The organism is Brevibacillus brevis (assembly GCF_001039275.2).
GTDB classification, from domain to species: domain Bacteria; phylum Bacillota; class Bacilli; order Brevibacillales; family Brevibacillaceae; genus Brevibacillus; species Brevibacillus brevis_C.
This window is the reverse complement of sequence record NZ_CP030117.1, coordinates 2102619-2126292: the sequence shown is the minus strand read 5'-3', so window position 1 is coordinate 2126292 and position 23674 is coordinate 2102619. Positions and strand designations below refer to the sequence as shown.

The following is a 23674-nucleotide window of genomic DNA, read 5'->3' as shown; positions in this document are numbered from 1 at the left end:
GCTAGTAACCTCCCACAGCCATGGAATGAAGCCTTTTTCTTGCCTCGAACAAAGGATTGGGAACTTCATGTAAATGATAGTTCTCGCTTGTTGTATATAGCTTTTTCTTGGTCAATTTCTCTACCTGCACGCTTGGAACAAACAGATCAAATCGCGTAAATCGCTCCGCCAATTCCGGGAATCGTTGCTGATGACCCTCCAATACCTTAACGGCCATCTCCCAGAATTGCTCTTCGGTATATCCGTAGTGTTCCTCTAATAGCCGTGCTAATTGGCCCAGATTGATCAGAAATAAAGTCTCCAAAGTCAAATCTCTGACTGTCGATGTTTCATTCATGTGAAACATCACATCATCGGGCTTCGTTGCGTAATATTCATGCACTTCCGCAAAGTTCGGGCATTTGTCTGGCTCACTCAAGAACGGTTGGCAAAAAATCAAATCTTCATGAAAATCCTTCAATGCGACCCGAGAAGGTACACCCTCCCGATGCACCAAGATCATATTCTGTGCGTGGGTTTCCATGGCAATTCCGTGTTTCACAAGAATATGAACGACTGGCAATACACTGCTTTCCAATAATCGTGCAAGCCAATTCTCTAGCCCTTGTTCACGAATCCAACGATCAATGAATGGCACCCCATCCACCTCTACAGCCGCTAATACGTTATAAGGAACCGCCTCTTCTCCCGCTTCGAGATGCGGGATGAGACTTTCTCTCCACATGCACCCAATTACCCCGAATGTAACCATTTCCATCAGTTCAGAAGCAGGGGGAGGATCGTATGCCACTGCCGCAAACTCTTGAAGCATGATCACCTTTTGCACGTCTCGTAAATACGAATCTGCATCCGTAATCTCCTTGAGCCACCTCGAAACAATGGGGGCACTTGCCAATGAATGGGGAGTAAGATGACGTGGCGCTGAAGTATTCACTACGTTGATCGAGAGTTTCAGATACGGTTTATGCGGATTACTTTTGTTAGCAAAGGTGCGGATGGATTGTTGTGGACGATGACCATCAGAGCCTACGCCTAGCACAATGATCTCTTTGCGATGGATATCGTCCAGGAATCCAGGCACGATATGATTACGCCACTGCCAAGGATGGACAGGCACGAAGGCATACTGATCAGGAGCGCATCCATGATTGATGATGATTTGTTGAAACACTTCTTTTTGTTCCTGGCCTATTTCTTCCAAAAGAAGGTCTTCGAAATTTCTGTCTTGATCAATGGACACTTGAGAATATTGCTTATGTATCGCTAACCAAAGAAAATGAACTTCCTGCTTAAATTCAGGACCATAGGCAAAATGATCTACGTAGGTAAATCCAACACGTGATTTATAGCTAGGATGGTAAGGGTGACCGTCCATCAGATCACCTTCCAGCTCATCGTACGATTTGCCCTGCATCCGAATATCATTTTGTACCCGATAGTATTGGGACAATGTATCCTTTAACAACGTTTGTTCCAAATCATTGGAAAATAGCTTCAGTCTTTGTTCATCTACGGTATTCATTCGGAAGACTTCCACTAAAAAACGAGTGAGAGATATCGCTTCGGATTCTTTCTGTGCAACTCCGCTTTGATCATAAACAACACGAGTAACAGGGTCCTTCCCTAAACGAACAAGCCCAAAACTCGCACTCCTCCGCCCTTGACAGCGATAGCGAACAGGCAGATCCCCCTCATCAAGCCCATGTAGGATGTAAATCGTCTCTTCACCCTCTTGGATGGTCTCAGGAATCAAAATCCCCTCATATAACAAAGACTCGATACATTGTCGAAACACCCTTCTTCTCACCTGCACATACTGTGTCGAGTGAAGTGCCTCTTCAATCGAGAAATCTTGTTTTGTCAACTCCATACCTTATCCTCCAAATCTCTTCAAGCTAGATGCTAGTAAGCTATCCAAAAGCATGCAGCTCAGCCTTTTCGGTCTGCTTTACTTTTGCTAAAGGATTATCTATGTAAACAAAAACAGATGATCTCTCTTCCGGTTGGGTTAATTCATCCAGATCATAGAAGCGCGTGAGCAGATTCGCCTTACACGGAAGCTGTTCGCGAGTAAGTAGATTCTCCAGAAACTTCGACGCCTCTCGATTCATAGGTAAAAACTCCGTCAAAACCTCATGCATCTCTGCCAATAAGATTTGTTCATCAATTAATCCTTCCGTTCCAAATCCGTTAATGAGTCCAAACATATGGTTAAAAATCATATAATAGGTGATGCGCTCGTCTACAAGATGGTCTTTGTAAATGTTTCTACTCGCCTTGCCAATCCCAGGTAATTCTGTCTCTAATACTTCTTGCATCGATTCTGAGAAATAGTAGCCTTGATTATCACGATAAAAGAACTGCTCGGGGTATCCGTCTTTCAGAGTGACAACACTATTCTGTTGATGGGCTTCCAAGCCGATTCCGTACTTTAGATAGAGCCATACCATTGGCTTCAATGAAATATCTACATACCGCTTAAACCATTCCAAACTAACTACTTCCAGTGCCTTCCCTTCTTTTTGTGCCAGATGGTGAATGATTGTTGCCAACCTACTCTTGTATCCAGGAAGTGGATCTTGTACGAGTGCAGCGATTTGCGTGACCTGACGAGCATGACTCCCCATAAAGGGATTATCACGCAGGATTACTTCAAATCCCGTTTCTTCCGCCTGATCCAACGTGATCGTGATGTAAGCCGGATCAGAGATAAAGCCAAAGCCCGGATACTTGCGACTTACTTCACCAATCCCTGTTTCAAAAAGTTGTTTCGCCTCTAAACCAATCTCCATCTCACTTAACTTGTTGATCCGTAAAGAATTCGTAACTTTGATTGGGACGGACAGCTTGAGCATATATTTTTTTTCAGGATGATAAACCGTTCTAAGAGAGGATGTTGCCATATACTCCTCACCTGCTGGACCCAGATAAAGAAGCAACCCTTTCTCGATCAAGGATTGTATGGCTACCTGTTCTAGCAACCATTCTGCTTGAAGCGGATGAATCGGGACGATTGAAAATGATGGATCGACATCAGATATCGAAGGAAACTCACCCTTCAGTAATTGCGTAGTGGATTCTTTTAGCCCAGATTTTTCGTGAACAATCGACGGATGGGCAGCAAACAAGTGAAGCTGAAACTTCCCGCAACACTCCGGTGCATACAACGCTTGCTTGGCCTCAGGAATTCCTTGTTGACTCTTCGGGGTTGGATGGAACAAATGACCGAATAAAAGCGCCTGCTCTGCTTCGATGAAGCTTTGTTCCACTCCATATAAAATCTCCGCATTACTTTGGCGAGTCCGAACAAATTTCTCAATGCTTTGGCAGCTTTGAATCATGCGCAAGACTAATTCATCTGGAACTGCATTTTCCCCATGCTGAAGCGTTAGTTCTTTAATCAAAAGAACCGCTAATGTCAAATAGTCCGCCTGAACGAAACGAGTACAGTCACCACTTCGGTAGCAAGCTGGATAATGAAACAAATGCCTGCCTGTCACCGAATGATATTTGACACCGACATAGAGGGAAATCCCCTGCTGCGGGAGTTCACAATGAAGGTACGTACCAGTTGTACTCGGCTGTATGATTTTCGTTAGCTGCTTCGTAATCTCGTCTTTCCGATTGATCCACTCGCCCTTACCTGTTTCTCGGAGATAACAATTGAGAAAGCTCTGCATCGTTGCATGCTCTGCGATATGCTTGACTACGAACATGTTACCTCTCCTCTTGCTTGATCCAATTTTTTTCAAGCATTGTGACTTACATAACTGGTAAAACGTCCCATCTATAATGTAAACGATTATCATTCTCATTTCAAGTGATAATATTTAGCTTGTACAGTTAAGAGAGATAGTCTGACAGAAATTAGTTCCATCATCCTACACAAAAAGAAAAAAGATGCCGATTCATCAGCATCTTTTTTCTCATGATTAATCCAACTCTTCCGCATCTACGACGTTGCGACCTTTGTCCGCATGTCGCTCGATAGCGAGTTGCACCAGACGATCGATCAGCTCGCTGTAGCTCACACCCGCTGCTTGGAAGAGCATTGGATACATGCTAAACGGCGTAAAGCCTGGCATCGTATTCACTTCGTTGATATAGAGTTTGTCGTTTTTCTCATCCCAGAAAAAGTCTACTCGGGAAAGGCCAGAGCCATCGAGTGCTTGGAATGCCTGCTTGGCTATTTCCGCGATTTGTTCGGATACATGCTCGGGAACGATGGCAGGAATGGAAAGCTCTGTTCCCGCCCCCTTGTACTTGGCTTCGTAATCGTAAAATTCTTTAGCAGCAATGACTTCCCCAACGACAGAAGTCATCAGCTCTTCATTCCCCAAAACACCAATTTCCAACTCACGGACTTGAACGAACTCTTCTACAATTAATCGGCGGTCGAATTTGGCAGCTACCTCTAATGCGTACTTGAGTTCCTCACGATTTTTCGCTTTATTAATCCCTACGCTGGAGCCCATATTCGCCGGTTTGACGAAACACGGGTAGCCGAGTTCACGCTCGATCCGATCCATGACATTGTCCTGGCCTTTTTCCCATTGAGAACGCAGCAAGCCTACATATTTCACTTGCGGAAGTCCAGCCTGTGCAAAGACGGTCTTCATCATCCATTTATCCATTCCGACAGCGGAAGCCATTACTCCGGTTCCCACGTACGGGATATTCGCCAATTCCAACAATCCTTGAATCGTCCCATCTTCGCCAAATGGTCCGTGAACCACAGGGAAAACAACATCCATTTGCTCATTCATGGCAAACAACGATCCTTGCTTGCTTGTTACTGCCAGCTCTTGCCCTGTCTCTGTTGCCTCGTTAATAACTGATGTTTTTGCCGATAAGCGCAACGCTTCGATCTTATCCGGCAATTGACCTGCCAGTGTTTCTCCAGTCACCCAAGAGCCATCCAATTGAACGTACACAGGTGTTACCTCATATTTATTTGCATCCACGGCCTGCATAATGGACATGGCCGTACGCAATGAAACTTCATGCTCTGAGGATTTTCCTCCATAAATAATGCCCAGTCGAATTTTTTGATTCCCCATCTGTGTCATGCTCCTTTCCCCTCCGTACGAAACCCGGAGAGTCTACCCAGTTTCTACTCTCTCCTATGCTATGCAAAAGCCCAACATCTGCTCTATTTACCGGGCCGAGCCCGTCATTTAGCATACACAAACCAAACGCCAAAAACAAGAGAAGCAAGTATCACCTGCTCACGTTTTTTCTCATACCATATAAATAAAATTCCTGTCATGGAGCTATTTTTTGGAGGGATTTCCATGAGAGATTATTTACTGTACTGCACGTACTGCTCTTCTTACACTTTATTGCACAGCTATGATAAGGACAGCGGTTCTTTCTTGGGGGAATATTCCCTGCTGCATAATAACTACACCCGCGACCCAATCGTCTTGAACAAATTTCTCCTTGCCCATCTCGGTCACACCATCCGTACCATTCCCTCTAAGACGGATGACTACCGCCATATCATCTGCAATGCGTCACATTTTTTGGAGGATGATATTGACAAGTACGTGGAGGAAAGTCAGCAGCGGGCTAAATTCAAGGAGCGTGATCGGAAAAGCGAACGCGAAATTGGTCAGGTACAGCTATATCTGGTCGAGCATCTTTTGACCCACGAGCTTCAGAACTTAAGCCAGGCCCGTGCTTCTACCCCCGCCGAAGGACAAGTCTTTTTAGGCAAGGAACTCGGGTTCAAGCAGGCTCTCGATCTCGTCAGGCGTGTAAAAAATGACAAGCAATTGTCATGAGCACTTATTTCTTTATTCGAAATGATTCACATTCTTTTGCAACTCTTTCCGCTCGTCGCGCGTATAAAAAGAGAGACGATACAAGCGGGGGGAAAGAACATGTTTGAATACAAATTCGTCCGAGTTGAGCTGTCCTCTTTTCGACGCCAACCAAAAGAAGATTATCAGACCGTTGTCCACGAGCACGCCAAGGAAGGCTGGCGTTTGGTGCAAATCTTTGCTCCAAGCATCGGGGGCGACGGTTTGGCCAAATACTTCGAATTGATTTTTGAAAAACCAAAGTCTTAAATGAGACTGAAGCCGAACAGAAAAACAGCGCCGTATGAAAGCGGACGCTGTTTTTCTTTTTCTCTATCGACGATCTCTTACTTCAAAGATGGCAAATTTCAAGTAATGAGCCTCATCAGCCCCACTGATTTGCGGATGATCCTTGCCCGCGCCTCGCCATTCAATCAGGCGCAATATCTTTTTCGCATCGATCGCTGCTTCTTGGATCGTTTGCAGGAACAGCTCAGGTGACATATGGTACGAGCAAGACGCGGTAACGAGAAATCCACCTGGACGGACGAGCTTCATTCCGTTTAAGTTAATGTCTTTGTAACCGCGGCAAGCGCCCTTCACTGCTCCACGGGATTTCGCGAACGCTGGCGGGTCAAGAATGACCACATCCCAGCTCTTGCCTGCCTCTACATTTTCACGCAAGTAATCAAACGCATTAGCCACCACGAAATCAACGCGATGCAAGAAGCCATTGAGTGTAATGTTTCGCTTCGCTGTTTCGATGGCGTGATCGGAAATATCGAGGGCTGTCACTTTTTTCGCACCGTGCTTGCAAGCATTCAGGGTAAAGGAACCAGTATGTGTAAAGCATTCCAATACCTCGGCGCCATCCCAAAACGGATTTTTGACCACTTTACCACGCTTGTCCACAGGCACCTGCTTTGTCTCGCCTTCTGCCTCCATGCTCGACAGGGTTATGCCGTGCTTTTCGCCCCAGCCTTTCATCAATGGCGCAATGGAAGCACGATTTTCCCGTTGATCATAGAAGAAGCCGGTCTTTTGCCCCTCTACGATATCCACATAGTATTTCAAACCGTTTTCTTCGATCAATACCTCACGCGGACACTCTCCGTACAGGACTTCTTTGCCCTGTGTCAGCCCTTCCAGTTCACGGACAGGTACATCATTGCGCAAATAAATACCGGTCGGTGCAAATACCTCTACCAATGCATCCCGAATCCAATCGATGCGCTTCTCCATCCCCAATGAGAGGACTTGGACAACCAATGTGTCTTCGTAGCGGTCGACGATGAGTCCTGGCAAAAAGTCGGCTTCCCCGTAAATGCCGCGGCAAGCTCGTGGGTTGTCGACAAATCGCGTCCGGAATTCTGCCGCCTGCTTGATTTTACGTAAGAAAAAGTCGTAGTCGATCTCTTCCTTTTGGTCGTAACTCAAAATGCGCACGATCATTTGTGAAGCTGGGTTGATGTAGCCCTTTGCCAAAAAATGTCCTTTGTGATTGGTGACCTCGACGATTTCACCTGGTTCTACATCCCCTTGAATTTCTAATACCTCTGATTGAAAAATCCACGGATGTCCTACTTCTAGCCGCTTTTTCCGATGTTGATTCAATAGTACACGTGCCATGCAGCTATTCCTCCTCTTGTCATGCTTGCCCTGGTACAGGCATAGCGTTATAGTAACTTGCTAAAAATGGACAGGGAGGAACGTATCTTGTGATAGTCTCCATCCTCGCCCCTTTTACATTTGGGCTCACGTTTTTTCTTTTCGGTATGTACGCCATGCGCTCCGGCTTTCAAAACCTCGCCGGCAAAAAAATGGAAGAATGGATGGGGCGCTTTACTCGTACCCCACTCCATAGCTTCTGGATTGGTCTCTTCGCTACTTTTGTCTTGCAAAGCTCCAGTGCGGTAACTGTCCTGACGATTGGGCTGACGAACGCAGGCATCATCCAGTTCACGCAAACCGTCGGCATCATTTTGGGAACCAATCTGGGCACGACCGTGACAACGGAGCTGGTTGCGCTCAAGCTCGAGTCCTTTGCCATCCCCATGCTTCTCATCGGAGTAGCTCTATGGCTGATGCCGCGTCGAAACATTCGTTGCATCGGTCTCGTCGTCGCTGGCTTCGGACTGATCTTCCTCGGTATCGATACATTGAAAGTAATGGCGAAGCCTTTGGAGCAGTCTGAGACGTTTCGTTCGCTTTTTCTGGAAAGCAGACATTCCATCTGGATCGGTTTGATAACCGGGATCATTTTCACCGCTCTCATTCATAGCGGTTCCGCTACGACCGTCATCACGATGGGTCTGCTCAGTCATCAAATTCTTTCGATGGAAACGGCACTCGCCATCGTATTGGGCGCGAACGTCGGAACTTGCTTTACCGCTGTCATCGCTGCAATTGGCACGAATACGGCATCCAAACAGGTCGCATGGTGCCATACGCTCTTCAATGTTGCTGGCGCGATTGTTTTTTTACCGTTTCTTTCCCAGCTTGCCCTCGTCAGTGCATTTTTAACGGATAGTCCTGCTATGCAGATCGCTCATTCACAGACGATCTTCAATCTCGTCTGCTCGTTGGTCGCGCTGCCATTCGTCCCGCAGATAGCCCGGTTTATTCAATGGCTAATCCCTGATAAGCGTCGTCCTACTGACCTCACCTTCAGAAAGAAAATGGTATCAAGTAGATGGAAGTAATGACGCCTGCCACGATCATTGCGACACTGGACGCTGCCGTTTGAACAGGAGAAACACGGTTCAGGCTAGCCGTGCCAATGGCGTGTGCACTCGTACCGATGGCGATCCCGATTGCCCAATCATCGGTGATTTTTCCCCATTTGAGAACAGGACGGGCAATCATCACACCGACCATCCCCGTCAGCGCGGTAAAAAAGGCTGCAAGTGCAGGTTCCCCACCTATGGACCGACTCAGCTCCAACGCAATCGGGGTGGTCACAGATTTACTGAGCATGCTTTTGTATACGAGCTCATCTGAACCCAGACACCAATGAACCGCCATAACGACGAAGATCGCAACTGCGCAGCCTGCACATACACCAAGCATAACGCCGCGCCAGATATGAGCAAACTCCTTGATCTGTTTAGCCAGTGGAATAGCGAGTGCCACCGTTGCAGGGCCGAGCCAAAAGGAAATCCACGATCCTCCGGCAGCAAACGCCTCCCAATCACCACTAAACAGCCACCACATGGTCCAAACCAAGATTACAGCCACCAAGAGAGGCTGCAATCGTTGGAATCGAGCGTTGATCATTGTTGCGCCTTTGTACCCTGCTATGGATACCAAAATGGCGAGAAATTGACTAAGCATCCAGAGTCCTCCCCTCTTGCTGCAAGGACGATTCTGATTTTTGTTTATGATACTTCAAATACCATTGCACGACCACGCCAGTCACAAGCATGACCAGCAACGGACCGAGAACCATCGATAGTATGATTGGCAATGGATTTTGCGTGAATACGTTTAAATAGGAAGCAACTCCGACGATGATCGGTACGAAAAAGAGCAACATATGTCGGATCAGAAAAGTACCCGCTTGTTCCACCCAATCCATTCGTATCCATCCCATACACAGTCCCAGTGTTAACAGCAGCATTCCCACCAGGTTCCCGGGCAGGGGAATATGCAGCCATTTGCTCGCAGCTACGCCTACCCCATAAAAAGCCAACAGGATGACGATTCCTTTAACAAATTTCATTTTGCTAATCTCCTCCCCGCTCCCTATCCTCTCTCTATAGGAACATCAGCATGTAGGACGGAAAAAGCCCGGCCTTACCTCGGCCAGGCTTTTCTTTCGTATTAGTATCCGCTGCCTGTTGTTTTTGCTCCAGTTACAATGGAAACACCGGAGCTTGTACCGATACGGCTCGCGCCTGCTTCGATCATCGCAACCGCTGTTTCGCCGTCACGAACGCCACCAGACGCTTTTACGCCTACATTTGGTCCTACGGTTTTACGCATTAGCGCGATATCTTCAACCGTTGCTCCACCTGTTGAAAATCCTGTGGAGGTTTTTACGTAATCAGCACCAGCTTCTACGGAGAGCTTGCATGCAACTACTTTTTCTTCTTCGGTCAAGAGGCAAGTTTCCAGAATCACTTTCAAGAGAATATCGCCAGCAGCTTGCTTCACAGCAGCGATGTCTTTTTTGACAGTTTCCAGGTCGCCAGATTTCAAGGCACCTACGTTCAGTACCATATCTACCTCAGTTGCTCCGTTTGCAATCGCATCGCGGGTTTCGGCTGCTTTGGACTCGATGGTGCTCGCTCCCAGAGGGAATCCGATAACTGTGCACACTTTCACATCGGAGCCTGCCAAGAGTTCAGCAGAGCGTTTTACCCAATAAGGGTTTACGCAAACAGACATGAAGTCGTGCTCTCTTGCTTCAGCACACAGCTTGTCAATCATCTCTTGAGTAGCATCAGGCTTCAACAGCGTGTGGTCAATATATTTGTTCATGTTCATAGAACTACACCTCTATCCCTAAATGTTCGAATGCAAGGCGAAAAATGCTGTCATTGTTTCGGTATCCTCGTTGCAGTTGCAAATCCCATGCTTCCTTTGCAGAATGCCAATGAACATCATTGATTTCTTCTAGCTGCACGGTGATCTCTGTGTTATAGGCTTCCACCAAATAATAATGGACTTCTTTGTCGATGGATTCACCCGTTACCGGATGCGTATACACGTAGGTGATCATATCAAGCTTGGAACCCAAGCGTCCTGCTACGCCTGTTTCTTCTAAAACCTCGCGCAGAGCCGTTTCTTCGATGGTCTCGCCCATCTCCTGCTTCCCTTTTGCGAGTGTTACTTTGCCATAGCGGTCTTCAATCAATAGGAGCATGTACTCTGTGTCTTGCTTCTGGTATACAACGCCTCCTGCCGATATCTCCCTCATATAGCTCGCTCCTTCAGGTAAGGAAGCGCCCCTGTTTCCACTACGCGAACAAAAGTCCCTTTGCAGTATTCCGAGCCTGGTTCATCCAGTCTGACCTTGCAAATCTTGCCGATCATGCTCTCATCGCCAGGGAAGACGACGTTCAGATAGTTGTCCGAATAGCCCATCAGAAGACCGCTATCTGGTGCTTCCTTAAACGGACGCTCCGGAATGACTTCCAGTACATCCCCTACGAATTTCTTGGAGTATGCCAAGGTCAATTCCTGATTGAGCTCCAGAAGCTTCGCTACGCGCTCGTTCTTTTCCTCTTCAGGGATTTGATCCGTCATACGCGCTGCTGGTGTACCTGTACGCATGGAGTACGGGAATACGTGCATCTCGGCAAACCCGATTTTTTTCATAAACTCGTATCCGTTCCAGAATTGCTCTTCGGTCTCACCCGGGAAGCCTACGATGACATCAGTTGTAATCGCTGCTCCTGGCAATGCTTCGCGTACTTTGACCATTCTTTCGTAAAACTCAGCAGTCGTATACTTGCGGCGCATGCGTTTCAACACTTCGTCATCTCCCGCTTGCAGCGGTACATGCAGATGGCGCACGACACGATCGGAATTGTTGATGACCTCAATCACTTCATCGGTGATTTGGCTCGCTTCGATCGAACTAATACGGATTCGCTTGAGGCCTTCGACTTGATGAAGGTCAATCAACAGCTTGGCCAAGTTGTAGTCTTCCAAATCCTCGCCGTATCCACCCGTATGAATCCCAGTCAAAACGATTTCCAGATAGCCCGCTTCCACCAGCTTTTGAGCCTGTTCAACGACGCTTTCCGGTTTGCGGGAACGCATCAGACCGCGCGCCCAAGGAATAATACAAAACGTACAAAAGTTGTTGCAGCCCTCTTGAATCTTGAGTGAAGCACGTGTGCGATCCGTAAAGTTAGGAACATCAAGCTCTTCGAACTCGCGAGCTTTCATAATGTTACCTACTGCGTTGATCGGCGTGCGTTCTGCACGAATTTGATCCACGTACTCGATCAGCTTCTCGCGCCCTTGTGTACCAACTACGATATCTACACCAGGAATTTGCGCAATCTCACTTGGAGAGGTTTGCGCATAGCAGCCAGTTACAGCTACGATCGCCTCAGGATTACGGCGAATCGCACGACGAATCACTTGGCGGCTCTTCTTATCTCCCGTGTTCGTAACCGTACAAGTATTAATGACGTAAACATCTGCATCATCTTGTTCAAAGTCAACTCTCTCGTAGCCGTCTGCCTTGAACAATTGCCAGATGGCCTCTGTTTCATAGCTGTTTACTTTGCAGCCCAATGTATGAAAAGCAACGGTAGACATTGCCATTCCTCCTTTTCCGTGAAAAACGTCTCGACGTTTTTCATAAAAGTGGATGCGACCGCTTGCGGTCAACGAAACGGTCATGACCGCTTCGTTCCTGCTCATCCTTTGCGAAGTGATGAAGCCTTTCGTTCAAACTGATAGGAAGCGCAGGCCAAAACGTACTGGCTTGCCGTTTCCGTGCGCAAAATGCGTGGGCCAAGGGAAACTGTCAGGAACCCTTTGCTCTCTGCTTGAGCCACTTCCTCAGGAGAGAAGCCTCCCTCCGGTCCAACGAGAACGAGAAGGGAATTACCCGCAGTCATCTCTTCTAGCACTTGATGAATCGTGGTACTGCCTTCTTTTTCATAGGCAATGGCACAATGCGTATACGACTGGCCAGCCTGAAGTATCTCCCGAAATGAAACAGGAGATAAAAGCTCTGGCAAAACAGCACGATGAGACTGTTCAGCAGCCTCCTTGACAATTTTGCGCCAACGCTCCAGTTTTTTCGCTTCTTTTTTTGCGTCCAGCTTTACAATGGTTCGCTCAGAAGAAAACGGGAAAAAAGAGTACGCCCCAAGTTCCGTCCCCTTTTGCAAAATCCACTCCAGCTTCTCGCCTTTTGGAAGCCCTTGACCAATTGTGACCCGGATCGGCAGTTCTCGTTCTTCTTGGAGCATTTCCATTACTTCTGCCCGTACTTCCTTGGCAGAAAGATAGACAAGCTTGGCCCGTGCCGACCTGCCCGCTCCATCAGAAACGATGATTTCTTCGCCTTCCCTGGCACGCATTACATTTACGATATGGTGTACATCGTCTCCGACAATCGTTAGCTCATTCTCAGTAAAGGAATGTGGCTCGACAAAATATCGTTGCATCTCGCCAACCCCACTATTCTATCGTTTTTTTGCTACAATTGCTACCCAGTCATCGATGAAAATGGTTTCCACGACCTCAAGACCCGAAGCCGCCAATGCCGCTTTTACATCCGCTTCACGTGCAGCAATAATACCTGACGAGATAAAGGTGCCACCTGGCTTTAACACGCGGAATACATCGTCGGTGAAACGCACGATGACTTCTGCCAAAATGTTCGCCACGACCACTTCCACCTGCTCCTCGATGCCGTCGAGCAAGTTGTTTTGTCTCACGTTGATATGCTCATGCACGCCATTCAGTTCGGTATTGGCCTGTGCGGAGCGTACAGCAACTTCATCCAAGTCCATCGCCAGCACATCTTTTGCTCCGAGCTTGATAGCTGCAATACTTAAAATAGCTGTGCCTGTCCCAACATCATACACTTGATCACCTTTTGCCAGATACTTCTCAAGTGCACGCAGACAAAGGATGGTCGTCGGATGTGTACCTGTACCAAATGCCATACCTGGGTCCATCTCGATAATGATCTCATCTGGATGCTTCGGCTCATACTCTTCCCATACTGGCTTGATGGTCATGCGATCAGACACATGGACTGGTTTGTAATATTTTTTCCAGGCGTGGGCCCATTCATCTTCGTGGACATCGTTTACGGCAATCGATGCCTTGCCGATATCCAGACCGTACTCGATCAACTGCGCCAATTGCTCTTTCAGCTCTTCTACAACGTCAAGCAGCTCGCTGCTGTCAACCGGCAGGTATGCTTTAACGAATACGCCCTCGGCCGGAAAATCATCAGGAGAAAGCTGGTAGATTTCGCCAAAGGGGGTATCCCACTCACGATAAAGCACCTCCGGGTCTTCAATTACGACACCATTGGCACCCAATTCATACAAGAGGCTTGACACCGCCTCCGTAGCCTCCGCTGTAGTATGGATACTGATTTCTGACCATTTCACGAATCTACCACTCCCCACATAAGCTCCCAATCGGGCTTTTCATTTAATCGACTTCGCTACATGAAACTTTAGGCAAAAAGCGGACAAAACCGCGACGGATTACTCGCCGCGGAATGCCCGTTTCATTTTTTCGAAAAAGCTTTCGTCTTCTCCCCCATGCTGTCCTGGCTTTTCTCCAGACAGTTCGGCGAGCTCACGCAACAATTCCTTTTGTTTATCACTCAGCTTGGTCGGTGTAATGACGCGCACTTTCACATGCTGATCACCGCGGCCGTTCCCACGCAAATGCGGAACACCTTTACCACGCAAGCGGAAGAATGTCTCTGTTTGGGTACCTGTCGGGATCTTCAACTTCACGCGACCATCGACAGTCGGCACTTCAATCTCATCTCCAAGTGCTGCCTGGGCGTAAGTAAGCGGAACCTCACAGTAAATATCATTTCCTTCACGCTCAAAAAACTCATGACTCTTCACACGCAATACGACGTACAAATCTCCAGGAGGTCCACCGTTTGCGCCCGGTTCGCCCTCGCCTGTTACACGCAATTGTGCTCCATCGTCCACACCCGCAGGGATGTTGAGATGAATTTTGCGGCGTACCTTGACACGTCCACTGCCACGGCAAGTTGAACATTTTTCTTTGACGACTTTCCCTTTGCCTTCGCAAGTCGAGCAAACACGGCGATTGACGATTCGGCCGAATGGCGTGTTCGCCACCACTTCTTGCTGTCCTGTACCACTACAAGTCTTACATGTATCTACTCCGGAACCAGGCTTCGCGCCAGAACCAAGGCACGTATCGCATTCTGCTTCCTTTGGAATTTCCACGTCAGTTTCTTTTCCAAAAATCGCGTCGATAAAGTCAATGCTTAGGCCAAATTGCAGGTCCGATCCTTTGCGTGGAGCATTTGGATTCGAACGTCTGCCGCCACCACCGAAGAACATATCAAAAATATCTCCGAAGCCGCCCATGCCTGATCCATCAAAACCTCCGCCACCAAAGCCCTGATTTGGGTCTTGGTGACCAAAACGGTCATACTGCGCACGTTTTTGTGGCTCGGACAGGATGTCGTACGCATCCTTTACTTCTTTGAACTTTTCTTCCGCGTCAGCCTCTTTATTTACATCGGGATGGTACTGGCGTGCCAGCTTGCGATACGCTTTTTTGATTTCATCAGCGTCCGCGTCCTTTGCTACGCCCAGAACCTCGTATAAATCACGTTTCATCTCCTACATCACTCCCATGACAGTCAACTGTTATCATAGCATGTGACAGACCTGAAAAAAAGTCAAAGTCAGCATTCCGTGACTTTGACTTTCATGGGTCACATCGTGGGAAGCGAGGGGAGATATCTCTCCCCTCACAGTTCCAGCGTGTTACTTTTTATCGTCTACCACTTCGTAGTCAGCATCAACGACATTGTCTTTCTTCGGCTCTTGACCTTCAGCGCCGCCTTGTGCTGCTTGCGCTTGAGCAGCCTGCTCATAAAGCTTCACGGAAATTTGTTGGATGATCTCGGACAGTTCATCTTTCGCTGTCTTGATCTCTTCGAAGTTGCCGCCTTCCAGAGCCGCTTTCACTTTATCTTTCGCAGTGTTAGCGCGATCGATTTCAGCTTGGTCGATCTTGCCTTCTACTTCTTTCAGTGTTTTCTCAGTCGTGAATACGAGTTGGTCAGCTTCGTTGCGAACTTCTACTTGCTCTTTGCGTTGTTTGTCCGCTTCTGCATTCAATTCAGCATCTTTTACCATGCGATCGATATCATCGTCGGACAGACCGGAGTTAGAAGTGATCGTGATACGTTGCTCTTTACCTGTACCCAGGTCTTTTGCACGTACGTTTACGATACCGTTCGCGTCAATATCGAAGGATACTTCGATTTGCGGGATACCGCGTGGCGCTGGCGGGATATCGGACAAGTTGAAGCGTCCGAGCGATTTGTTGTCGCCCGCCATTTGACGCTCCCCTTGGAGAACGTGAATTTCTACAGATGTTTGGTTATCCGCAGCTGTAGAGAACACTTGGGATTTGCTTGTTGGGATCGTCGTGTTACGATCGATCAGCTTGGTGAATACGCCACCCAATGTTTCGATACCGAGGGACAGTGGAGTTACGTCGAGAAGAACGACGTCTTTCACGTCACCAGTCAGTACGCCCGCTTGAACAGCCGCTCCCAGTGCTACTACTTCGTCTGGGTTCACACCTTTATGTGGTTCTTTTCCTGTAAATTTCTTGATCGCTTCTTGTACCGCTGGGATACGAGTAGAGCCACCAACCAGGATAACGCGATCCAGTTCGCTTGGAGTCAGACCAGCGTCTTTCAGCGCTTGACGAGTTGGGCCCATTGTACGCTCAACCAGTTCAGCAGACAGCTCTTCGAACTTCGCACGAGTCAGGTTCATCTCCAAGTGCTTTGGACCTGTTGCATCTGCTGTAATGAACGGCAGGGAAATGGTTGTAGTCAATACGCCGGAGAGGTCTTTCTTTGCTTTTTCCGCAGCGTCTTTCAAACGTTGTTGAGCCATACGATCCTTGGACAGGTCGATGCCATGCTCTTTTTTGAATTCGCTCACCAGGTAGTTCATAACAACATCGTCGAAGTCGTCTCCGCCCAGTTTGTTGTCACCGGAAGTCGCTTTTACTTCGAAGAAGCCATCGGACAATTCGAGAATGGATACGTCAAAGGTACCGCCACCCAAGTCGAATACGAGAACCGTTTGATCTTCTGTTTTCTCCATACCGTATGCAAGTGCAGCTGCGGTTGGTTCGTTCACGATACGCAGTACTTCCAAGCCAGCAATTTTACCAGCATCTTTTGTTGCTTGGCGTTGGCTGTCATTGAAGTAAGCTGGAACCGTAATCACTGCCTGCGTCACAGATTGACCGAGGTAGCTTTCCGCGTCTGCTTTCAGCTTTTGCAGGATCATAGCAGAGATTTGCTCAGGTGTGTACTGGTTGCCTTCCAGCGTTTCTTTATGGGTGCTACCCATGTGGCGCTTGATGGAGATTACGGTATTGTCTGGATTGGTGATCGCTTGGCGTTTTGCTGCTTCCCCAACGATGCGCTCGCCGTTTTTGAATGCTACCACGGATGGTGTGGTGCGGTTACCTTCCGCATTGGCAATAACGACTGGCTCGCCGCCTTCCATTACTGCTACACAAGAGTTGGTTGTTCCCAAGTCAATTCCGATTACGCGACTCATACAAAATGTCCTCCTAACACTTTACGTCTAGTGAATTTTCGTTTTTTGATATTACTCGTTCACTTGAACCATCGCCGGACGAACGACGCGGTCTTTGAACATATATCCTTTTTGCAGCTCGGCTACCACAACACCTGATTCAAACTCAGGGTTTTGTGTTTGCATAACCGCTTGGTGGATGTGAGGGTCAAATGGGTTTCCTTTTGCCTCGATTGCAGCCAAGCCTTCTTTATCGAAAACTTGGACCATCTGACGATATACCATGTTTACACCCTCCAAAAGGGAGTCTACTGTCATGGATTCCTTGTCAGCGGCAAGTGCTCGCTCGAAGTTATCGAGAACTGGCAGAAGCTCTTCCACGATTTTAAGAGAAGCGTATTTAGCCAGATCTTCCTGCTCTTTGCGAACACGGCGGCGAAGGTTATCCATATCAGCCATGGCACGCAGCATGCGGTTTTGGTGATCCTCAGCCTGAGCCTTCCAGTGAGCAGCCTCTTGCTCCCAGTTCATCTCGGATGTTTCTGTTTGGTCTGCATCCTTTGCTACTTCTTCCTCGAGAGTCGGGTCTTGCGTTACTTTTTCCTCGCTCAACGTCACTACCTCCTGGCGGCTTTTCCCAGTCAAAAGACTGTTTAGCCATTCACTCCATTTATTTCTCAAACTGCGAAGTCAGCATGCGCGATAGGCCTTCCGCCAAATGGTTGAGCACAGTAATGACCTTGCCGTATTCCATTCGTGTCGGCCCAAGTATCCCTACCATTCCTACAGGCTTGCCTCCAAGCGAATAAGAAGTGGTAATAATACTGCATTGCTTAATCGCGTCTAGCTGGTTTTCCTGTCCGATGCGTACCGTGAGACCATCACCCTGCATGCCAATCACATTCATCAACTGATCGTGCTGCTCTAATAGCTCAAGAATATCCTTGACTTTATCCACGTCCCGGAATTCCGGCTGGTTCATGATCTTGGTCGCACCGCGTAAGTATACTCGTTCTTCTTCTTGTGTCAGCGAGTTGTTGAGGAGCTGAAGAATTTCTTCATACTGCTCCGTATGACGCTGCATTTCACCGGAAATCTCTTGATAAAGACGTTGTCGAAGCTGCCATAGTGGCACGTCGGACAGCTTTGCATTCAACAGATTGACGAGTCTCTCGATTTCCCCGGCACCAATGCCTTCTGGAAGATCGATCAGCTTGTTCTCCACTCGTCCGGTATGCGTCACCACAATCGCGACAGCCTGTTCAGCATTGAGAGGAACGATTTGAATATGTTTTAACCGATGCTCAAATATCTCTGGACCCAAGACAATCGCCGTGTAGTTTGTCAGCTGAGAGAGAATTTGGGCAGTGTACTCTACCACTTGTTCTGCGTGGAGAATACGTTCGGCAAACAACTGTTTTAGTTTACCCAACTCAGCTTCCTCCAAAAGATGAGGCTGAATCAGGTTATCGACGTAGAAGCGGTATCCTTTTGTAGAAGGAACGCGTCCCGCCGAAGTGTGGGGCTGTTCTAAGTACCCCAAATCTTCCAAGTCAGACATCTCGTTGCGTATCGTTGCCGAAGAGAATCCGATGTCGTCCCGTTTGGAAATGGTTCGGGAGCCAACAGGTTCGGCAGAATGAATGTAATTATCGACAATCGCGTTTAAAATCATTTGTTGACGGTCTGATAACATGGATGTCGCTCGCCTCCTGTTGGATTGTTAGCACTCATGCTTATCGAGTGCTAAATCTATATACTAAGGTATCAATAGTAGAAGGATTTGTCAACGAACTTGAGCTAGTTCAAGAGACAAAAAATCTCATTTTTCGCGAGTTTCGCTTTGACTTAACGAAGAAAGCGTGCAAATACCTCATTTCCGAGCGGAAGCCCCTGTTTCGTCAGCTTCAAAAACCCGTCCTGTTCTTGCAGCATTCCTTTGGCTACCTCTTCTTCTATTATTGTCCCAAACACATCATGAACAGTTGCGCCAAAACGGGATGCAAACGCCGATAGGTCAACTCCTTCTCTCAACCTCAGCCCCAAAATCATCTGTTCCTCCATGGCATCCTCGCGTGGTACCTCGAATTGTTCTACACGCGGCAGCCCTTCCTTGCACTTCTGCATGTAAATCGCAAGCGGACCAGCATTTACGTGTCGGTGGCCGCACACATAGCCGTGGGCCCCCGCACCCAACCCATAGTATTCACGATTGAGCCAATAGGTTTTATTATGTTTGCTCTCGAAGCCCGGTTTTGCAAAATTGCTAATTTCATACTGCTTGTACCCGTGACGCTCCATCTCTTCTATTAAGACCATGTACATCTCAAGCTCTGTCTCTTCAGATGGCAGTGGCAACTGATCCTTCTGGTAGAGCGTGTGGAACAGCGTGTTCTCCTCCACCTTGAGACTGTACGCGGAGAAATGGGTGGTCCCTAACCCAAACGCCTTGTCCAACGTCTGGCGGAAAATGTCTAGTGTCTGGTCCGGCAACCCAAACATCAGGTCGATGCTGAAGTTGTCGAAGCCTACTTTTTTCGCATTATCGATACTGCGGTACACAGCTTCTTGGTCATGGATTCGTCCCAGTCGTTTTAAAAGCGCGTCGTCAAAGGACTGCACACCAAAGCTCAGGCGATTGACACCCAACTCACGCATAATCCGCAGCTTTTCCACATCTGTCGTTCCCGGATTCGCTTCCATCGAGAACTCGATATCATCCGCCCAGTACTTGCCCAACTGTTTTTGTACCAGCTCCAAAAACGCGCGCATTTGGGCATGATCGAGAAACGTAGGCGTCCCTCCGCCGACAAAAATCGTTTTCACCTGCTCAATCGGCTGCTGGCTGAAGGTGATTTCCATTTCACTTTTCAATGCGTCTAAGTAATCCCAAATGAGCTGCGGATTGTTCGTCACAAATGAGTTGAAGTCACAGTAGTAACATTTATTCGTACAAAAGGGAATGTGAATGTAAACCGATTGTGGCATCATGTCCCTTTCCCTCCTAAAATTGATAAAATGAAAAGTCAAAAAGTCGGCTTTTCAGCACGGAGAAAGTGGCGAGAACCTGATGAAGGAGGAGCGGAGTGTAGGGGACCTACATGAGCACCGGACTTCGAAGGTGAACGCCAGTTTCGATACCGAATCAACTTTCATAAATGACTTCGTGATCAAAAGCCGACTTTTTGACCACCGCTTTTAATGGAAAAGACCTGACACAAGGTCAGGCCTACTTCTTATCATCCATGCGCAATACAGCCATAAACGCCTCTTGTGGTACCTCTACGGAACCGACAGACTTCATGCGCTTCTTTCCTTCTTTTTGCTTTTCGAGCAGTTTGCGCTTACGCGAGATGTCCCCGCCGTAACATTTAGCAAGAACGTTTTTACGCAACGCACTGATCGTTTCACGAGCGACAACCTTGTGTCCAATGGTCGCCTGAATCGGCACCTCGAATTGCTGACGAGGAATCAGTTCCTTCAGCTTTTCGCAGATGACTTTTCCACGAGGATAAGCCGTGTCTTTGTGTACGATAAACGACAGAGCATCCACCACTTCGCTGTTGAGGAGAATATCCATTTTCACCAGTTTGGAAGCTTTGTACCCACCTAGCTCGTAGTCAAAGGATGCATAGCCTTTTGTACCCGACTTCAGCAGGTCAAAGAAATCGTAAACGATTTCCGACAAAGGCATGTCGTACTTCAGCTGCACACGGTTCTCACCCATATACTGCATGTCGAGAAACTCACCGCGTTTCCCTTGGCACAACTGCATAACGTCACCGACGTATTCTTTCGGCACCATAACTGTCGCCGTAACGTAAGGCTCCTCGACCATTTCGATCTTTTGCGCTTCCGGCATTTTAGACGGGTTGTCGATTTCGAATACTTCCCCGTTCGTTTTGGTAATGCGGTAAATAACGCTCGGCGCGGTCGTAATCAAGTTAATGTTGAATTCCCGTTCGATCCGCTCCTGGATGATCTCCATGTGCAGGAGTCCCAAGAAACCACAACGGAAACCAAAGCCAAGTGCTTGGGAAGTCTCCGGTTCAAACTGCAGGGAAGCATCGTTTAGCTGGAGCTTTTCCAATGCATCACGCAGATCGTTGTACTCGTTCGTTTCGATTGGGTACAAACCGCAGAAGACCATCGGGTTGATCTTGCGGTAACCAGGTAGCGGTTCAGGTGCAGGGCGATTCGCATCTGTAATGGTATCCCCCACACTGGTGTCTCCCACTGTTTTAATGGAAGCAGCTACGTAGCCTACATCTCCAACCGTCAATTCTTCTACTTGCGTTTGACGTGGTGTCGATGTACCGATTTCGGTTACCTCAAATGACTTGCCAGTCGCCATCATCTTGATCTTCATACCTTTTTTCAAGGTTCCGTTGATGACACGGATGGAGGCAATAACGCCACGATACGCATCAAAATAGGAGTCGAAAATCAAAGCTTGGAGAGGTGCATCCGGGTCTCCCTCTGGAGCAGGTACTTTTTGCACAACGGCTTCCAGTACTTCTTTAATCCCGATACCCGCCTTGGCAGAAGTCAGAACCGCATCGCTGGCATCCAGACCGATCACGTCCTCAACCTCTTGCTTCACACGCTCAGGCTCTGCACTTGGCAGGTCGATCTTGTTAACAACTGGAATGATCTCCAGGTTGCTGTCCAACGCCAAATACACGTTAGCCAAAGTCTGGGCCTCGATCCCTTGTGCCGCATCCACGACGAGGATAGCCCCTTCACAGGCAGCCAAACTGCGGGATACTTCATACGTAAAGTCGACGTGTCCAGGGGTGTCAATCAGGTGGAGAATGTATTCCTCACCGTCATCTGCTTTATAGTTCAAACGCACGGCATTGAGCTTAATCGTAATCCCGCGCTCTTTTTCCAGCTCCATCGTGTCAAGAAACTGGGCTTCCATCTCACGTGCAGTCAAAGCACCGGTCAGCTCCAAAATGCGGTCTGCCAGCGTCGACTTTCCATGGTCAATGTGGGCGATGATGGAAAAATTTCGTATCCTTTTTTGTCTTTCACGACGATCCATGTGTTGTTCGTTCCCTCCCACGCGAATCCATTCAAACGTTCAGATTGCGCCTCACAAAAAATACACTAACAGTAATTATAACAAACCGATGATATAAAGAGCAACCAAAGAGAATCAGGCATTTGCCTCCTTTTTCTCGTATCCAAACTTTTCCTGTGCTAAAGTGATAACTAGCGCGGAGGTGGCTAGGCATGGATACACAGCAAGCCGATTGTTTGGGCTGTCGGTTGGCCCATGGAATCGAAGTAGCGCATATCGTCTATGAAAACGAATGGGTCGCGTGCCTCTTGGATATCGATCCTTTTTCGGAAGGTCACATGCTCATTCTCCCGAAGGAGCATTTTGTAGATTGGACAGACTTGGATGAACGCACGATGCAAAAGGTATGCGAGGCAGTCTCATCTCTGTCCCATGCCCTTAACAAGTTGTACAAGCCCGATGGCATTACTATTTGTCAAAACGGCGGTGCTTTCAACGAGCTGACTCATTTTCATATGCACGTCATCCCTCGATTCCATTATGATGGTTTCGCGTGGAGTGATCCGCTTCACGAGCATGGAGCTGCGAGCCATTTGGCCGCTACACGTACAAAAGTGGCGGAAGCATTACACAATCTCTTCGACGATACTGCCGTGAACACAAAGAAAGAAACGGAGAATGATCAAAGTGAACAGTGTTGACTCTTGCTTGCATTCCTTAACGATATCGGATATTCCCGGACTTATTGCCTTATCTGATTCCGTAAGCTGGGATTACGACGAAGCTGAAATTCGCACAATTCTGTCTATCGGAACCGTATTCGGTCACAAAGACACGAGTGGCAACCTCCTTTCATGTGCAGCTATCATCCCCTACGATGACAAGCTTGCGAGCATCGGTATGGTGATCGTCCATCCCTCGTCACAAGGCAAAGGATTTGGCCGACAGCTCATGAAGGCGTGCATGGCGTCTGTTTCTACCGATACAACGATCATGCTCATTGCGACTCCAGAAGGCGAGCCATTGTACAAAAATCTCGGATTCCAGACAGTGGATCGTATTCAAAAATTTATCGCTGAACGCTTTTTGCCTGAAGCACCTCCGCAAAACGAAGCCCCTGACGAGTTTGAAATTGTACCAATGGCGTTGAACGATTTTTCGGGCGTGGTTGCATTGGACAAAGCAGCACTGGGTAGCAGGCGCACTCATTTTCTCGAGACACGCATGATACAAGCTACTACTTGTCTCGTAGCCAAAAATCGCTCCGGCAATATCATCGGGTATGGCTTCGCCGTTCAAGGCCCAGTCAACCTAATCGCGGGACCGATCGTCGCAGAAAATGCCATCATGGCTGAACACCTCCTGTACAAGCTGACACAACATCATACCGGACGTGTGCGGATAGACGTACCCGATGAGCAAGCAGCGTTTCATAATTACTTGAAGCAAACCGGGTTCACACAGGTTTCTCATCCCCCAGTGATGGTTGCGAATGGCGATAGCCTGCCCCGCCGTAATGGGACATACTTGGCGATAGGTGCTCAAATATACGGATAGACATAAAA

Annotated in this window: 22 protein-coding genes; 5 read left to right on the top strand and 17 right to left on the bottom strand. The window is 48.0% G+C overall.

From position 1 onward, the window contains the following. Nucleotide 1: 1 nt before the first annotated feature. The 3 genes from AB432_RS10760 to AB432_RS10750 all read right to left on the bottom strand — a co-directional run bounded on the left by AB432_RS10760 (nucleotide 2) and on the right by AB432_RS10750 (nucleotide 5060). Nucleotides 2-1870: an IucA/IucC family protein gene (locus tag AB432_RS10760; protein ID WP_048032278.1), complete on the bottom strand. Its 1869-nt coding sequence runs from the start codon at nucleotides 1868-1870 to the stop codon at nucleotides 2-4. 40 nt (nucleotides 1871-1910) lie between these two features. After that, on the bottom strand, nucleotides 1911-3716 hold the full coding sequence (locus AB432_RS10755; protein WP_048032277.1) for an IucA/IucC family protein: 1806 nt from the start codon (nucleotides 3714-3716) through the stop codon (nucleotides 1911-1913). A gap of 216 nt (nucleotides 3717-3932) precedes the next feature. Continuing rightward, nucleotides 3933-5060 carry a D-alanine--D-alanine ligase gene (locus tag AB432_RS10750; RefSeq protein WP_048035760.1) on the bottom strand — a complete coding sequence of 376 codons (1128 nt, stop codon included), beginning with the start codon at nucleotides 5058-5060 and terminating at the stop codon, nucleotides 3933-3935. Nucleotides 5061-5294: 234 nt separating this feature from the next. On the opposite strand from AB432_RS10750, the gene AB432_RS10745 reads away from it, so the two are divergent. Continuing rightward, complete coding sequence (locus AB432_RS10745) at nucleotides 5295-5786, top strand: hypothetical protein (RefSeq protein WP_048032276.1); 492 nt, start codon at nucleotides 5295-5297, stop codon at nucleotides 5784-5786. 99 nt (nucleotides 5787-5885) lie between these two features. Next, nucleotides 5886-6074, top strand: coding sequence for a DUF4177 domain-containing protein (locus AB432_RS10740; RefSeq protein WP_048032275.1), 189 nt, complete (start codon nucleotides 5886-5888; stop codon nucleotides 6072-6074). Nucleotides 6075-6137: 63 nt separating this feature from the next. Here the strand turns inward: AB432_RS10740 and AB432_RS10735 are convergent, their stop codons facing one another. Next, complete coding sequence (locus tag AB432_RS10735) at nucleotides 6138-7433, bottom strand: class I SAM-dependent rRNA methyltransferase (protein ID WP_048032274.1); 1296 nt, start codon at nucleotides 7431-7433, stop codon at nucleotides 6138-6140. A gap of 89 nt (nucleotides 7434-7522) precedes the next feature. Here AB432_RS10735 and AB432_RS10730 point away from each other — a divergent pair, with 89 nt between their 5' ends. After that, nucleotides 7523-8506 (top strand): Na/Pi cotransporter family protein, encoded by a 984-nt coding sequence (locus AB432_RS10730; RefSeq protein ID WP_048032273.1) that lies wholly within the window; start codon nucleotides 7523-7525, stop codon nucleotides 8504-8506. On the opposite strand, the gene AB432_RS10725 is transcribed toward AB432_RS10730, so the two are convergent. The 13 genes from AB432_RS10725 to lepA all read right to left on the bottom strand — a co-directional run bounded on the left by AB432_RS10725 (nucleotide 8472) and on the right by lepA (nucleotide 22130). Continuing rightward, nucleotides 8472-9137, bottom strand: coding sequence for an LrgB family protein (locus tag AB432_RS10725; RefSeq protein ID WP_048032272.1), 666 nt, complete (start codon nucleotides 9135-9137; stop codon nucleotides 8472-8474). The two genes, AB432_RS10730 and AB432_RS10725, sit on opposite strands and share 35 nt — an antisense overlap. Further along, nucleotides 9130-9525, bottom strand: coding sequence for a CidA/LrgA family protein (locus AB432_RS10720; protein ID WP_048032271.1), 396 nt, complete (start codon nucleotides 9523-9525; stop codon nucleotides 9130-9132). Before AB432_RS10720 ends, AB432_RS10725 begins: the two co-directional genes overlap by 8 nt. A 101-nt stretch (nucleotides 9526-9626) precedes the next feature. Further along, on the bottom strand, nucleotides 9627-10292 hold the full coding sequence (deoC, locus tag AB432_RS10715; protein ID WP_048032270.1) for a deoxyribose-phosphate aldolase: 666 nt from the start codon (nucleotides 10290-10292) through the stop codon (nucleotides 9627-9629). Between the two features lie 4 nt (nucleotides 10293-10296). Next, nucleotides 10297-10725: an NUDIX hydrolase gene (locus AB432_RS10710; protein ID WP_048032269.1), complete on the bottom strand. Its 429-nt coding sequence runs from the start codon at nucleotides 10723-10725 to the stop codon at nucleotides 10297-10299. Beyond that, nucleotides 10722-12080 (bottom strand): tRNA (N(6)-L-threonylcarbamoyladenosine(37)-C(2))-methylthiotransferase MtaB, encoded by a 1359-nt coding sequence (gene mtaB / locus AB432_RS10705; protein ID WP_048032268.1) that lies wholly within the window; start codon nucleotides 12078-12080, stop codon nucleotides 10722-10724. Before mtaB ends, AB432_RS10710 begins: the two co-directional genes overlap by 4 nt. Before the next feature lie 101 nt (nucleotides 12081-12181). After that, nucleotides 12182-12940: a 16S rRNA (uracil(1498)-N(3))-methyltransferase gene (locus AB432_RS10700; protein ID WP_048032267.1), complete on the bottom strand. Its 759-nt coding sequence runs from the start codon at nucleotides 12938-12940 to the stop codon at nucleotides 12182-12184. An 18-nt stretch (nucleotides 12941-12958) separates the two neighbouring features. Beyond that, complete coding sequence (gene prmA / locus AB432_RS10695) at nucleotides 12959-13900, bottom strand: 50S ribosomal protein L11 methyltransferase (protein WP_047072560.1); 942 nt, start codon at nucleotides 13898-13900, stop codon at nucleotides 12959-12961. 99 nt (nucleotides 13901-13999) lie between these two features. Beyond that, entirely contained in the window at nucleotides 14000-15127 is a 1128-nt protein-coding gene (gene dnaJ / locus AB432_RS10690; RefSeq protein WP_048032266.1) for a molecular chaperone DnaJ, read from the bottom strand. Between the two features lie 150 nt (nucleotides 15128-15277). Continuing rightward, nucleotides 15278-17104 (bottom strand): molecular chaperone DnaK, encoded by a 1827-nt coding sequence (dnaK, locus tag AB432_RS10685; RefSeq protein ID WP_048032265.1) that lies wholly within the window; start codon nucleotides 17102-17104, stop codon nucleotides 15278-15280. A 51-nt stretch (nucleotides 17105-17155) separates the two neighbouring features. After that, nucleotides 17156-17695 carry a nucleotide exchange factor GrpE gene (gene grpE, locus AB432_RS10680; RefSeq protein ID WP_082195902.1) on the bottom strand — a complete coding sequence of 180 codons (540 nt, stop codon included), beginning with the start codon at nucleotides 17693-17695 and terminating at the stop codon, nucleotides 17156-17158. Nucleotides 17696-17753: 58 nt separating this feature from the next. After that, nucleotides 17754-18779, bottom strand: coding sequence for a heat-inducible transcriptional repressor HrcA (gene hrcA / locus AB432_RS10675; RefSeq protein ID WP_048032263.1), 1026 nt, complete (start codon nucleotides 18777-18779; stop codon nucleotides 17754-17756). Nucleotides 18780-18931: 152 nt separating this feature from the next. After that, the gene (gene hemW, locus AB432_RS10670) at nucleotides 18932-20074 is read right to left on the bottom strand and encodes a radical SAM family heme chaperone HemW (protein ID WP_048032262.1); all 1143 of its coding nucleotides are present in this window, start codon (nucleotides 20072-20074) and stop codon (nucleotides 18932-18934) included. A 238-nt stretch (nucleotides 20075-20312) separates the two neighbouring features. After that, complete coding sequence (gene lepA, locus AB432_RS10665) at nucleotides 20313-22130, bottom strand: translation elongation factor 4 (protein ID WP_048032261.1); 1818 nt, start codon at nucleotides 22128-22130, stop codon at nucleotides 20313-20315. 191 nt (nucleotides 22131-22321) lie between these two features. Between lepA and AB432_RS10660 the strand changes: the two genes are divergently transcribed. Together AB432_RS10660 and AB432_RS10655 are read left to right on the top strand one after the other, a co-directional pair. Beyond that, on the top strand, nucleotides 22322-22810 hold the full coding sequence (locus tag AB432_RS10660; RefSeq protein WP_082195901.1) for an HIT family protein: 489 nt from the start codon (nucleotides 22322-22324) through the stop codon (nucleotides 22808-22810). Continuing rightward, a complete protein-coding gene (locus AB432_RS10655; RefSeq protein ID WP_048032260.1) occupies nucleotides 22788-23666 on the top strand; it encodes a GNAT family N-acetyltransferase in 879 nt (292 codons plus the stop codon). Before AB432_RS10660 ends, AB432_RS10655 begins: the two co-directional genes overlap by 23 nt. The last annotated feature ends 8 nt before the right edge of the window (nucleotides 23667-23674 follow it).

Bases quoted from the DNA above. Each gene is read 5' to 3' on its own strand.
- AB432_RS10760 (WP_048032278.1), bottom strand. From the start codon at position 1,870: ATGGAGTTGACAAAACAAGATTTCTCGATTGAAGAGGCACTTCACTCG.
- AB432_RS10755 (WP_048032277.1), bottom strand. From the start codon at position 3,716: ATGTTCGTAGTCAAGCATATCGCAGAGCATGCAACGATGCAGAGCTTT.
- AB432_RS10750 (WP_048035760.1), bottom strand. From the start codon at position 5,060: ATGGGGAATCAAAAAATTCGACTGGGCATTATTTATGGAGGAAAATCC.
- AB432_RS10745 (WP_048032276.1), top strand. From the start codon at position 5,295: ATGAGAGATTATTTACTGTACTGCACGTACTGCTCTTCTTACACTTTA.
- AB432_RS10740 (WP_048032275.1), top strand. From the start codon at position 5,886: ATGTTTGAATACAAATTCGTCCGAGTTGAGCTGTCCTCTTTTCGACGC.
- AB432_RS10735 (WP_048032274.1), bottom strand. From the start codon at position 7,433: ATGGCACGTGTACTATTGAATCAACATCGGAAAAAGCGGCTAGAAGTA.
- AB432_RS10725 (WP_048032272.1), bottom strand. From the start codon at position 9,137: ATGCTTAGTCAATTTCTCGCCATTTTGGTATCCATAGCAGGGTACAAA.
- AB432_RS10720 (WP_048032271.1), bottom strand. From the start codon at position 9,525: ATGAAATTTGTTAAAGGAATCGTCATCCTGTTGGCTTTTTATGGGGTA.
- deoC (WP_048032270.1), bottom strand. From the start codon at position 10,292: ATGAACATGAACAAATATATTGACCACACGCTGTTGAAGCCTGATGCT.
- AB432_RS10710 (WP_048032269.1), bottom strand. From the start codon at position 10,725: ATGAGGGAGATATCGGCAGGAGGCGTTGTATACCAGAAGCAAGACACA.
- mtaB (WP_048032268.1), bottom strand. From the start codon at position 12,080: ATGTCTACCGTTGCTTTTCATACATTGGGCTGCAAAGTAAACAGCTAT.
- AB432_RS10700 (WP_048032267.1), bottom strand. From the start codon at position 12,940: ATGCAACGATATTTTGTCGAGCCACATTCCTTTACTGAGAATGAGCTA.
- dnaJ (WP_048032266.1), bottom strand. From the start codon at position 15,127: ATGAAACGTGATTTATACGAGGTTCTGGGCGTAGCAAAGGACGCGGAC.
- dnaK (WP_048032265.1), bottom strand. From the start codon at position 17,104: ATGAGTCGCGTAATCGGAATTGACTTGGGAACAACCAACTCTTGTGTA.
- hrcA (WP_048032263.1), bottom strand. From the start codon at position 18,779: ATGTTATCAGACCGTCAACAAATGATTTTAAACGCGATTGTCGATAAT.
- hemW (WP_048032262.1), bottom strand. From the start codon at position 20,074: ATGATGCCACAATCGGTTTACATTCACATTCCCTTTTGTACGAATAAA.
- lepA (WP_048032261.1), bottom strand. From the start codon at position 22,130: ATGGATCGTCGTGAAAGACAAAAAAGGATACGAAATTTTTCCATCATC.
- AB432_RS10660 (WP_082195901.1), top strand. From the start codon at position 22,322: ATGGATACACAGCAAGCCGATTGTTTGGGCTGTCGGTTGGCCCATGGA.
- AB432_RS10655 (WP_048032260.1), top strand. From the start codon at position 22,788: ATGATCAAAGTGAACAGTGTTGACTCTTGCTTGCATTCCTTAACGATA.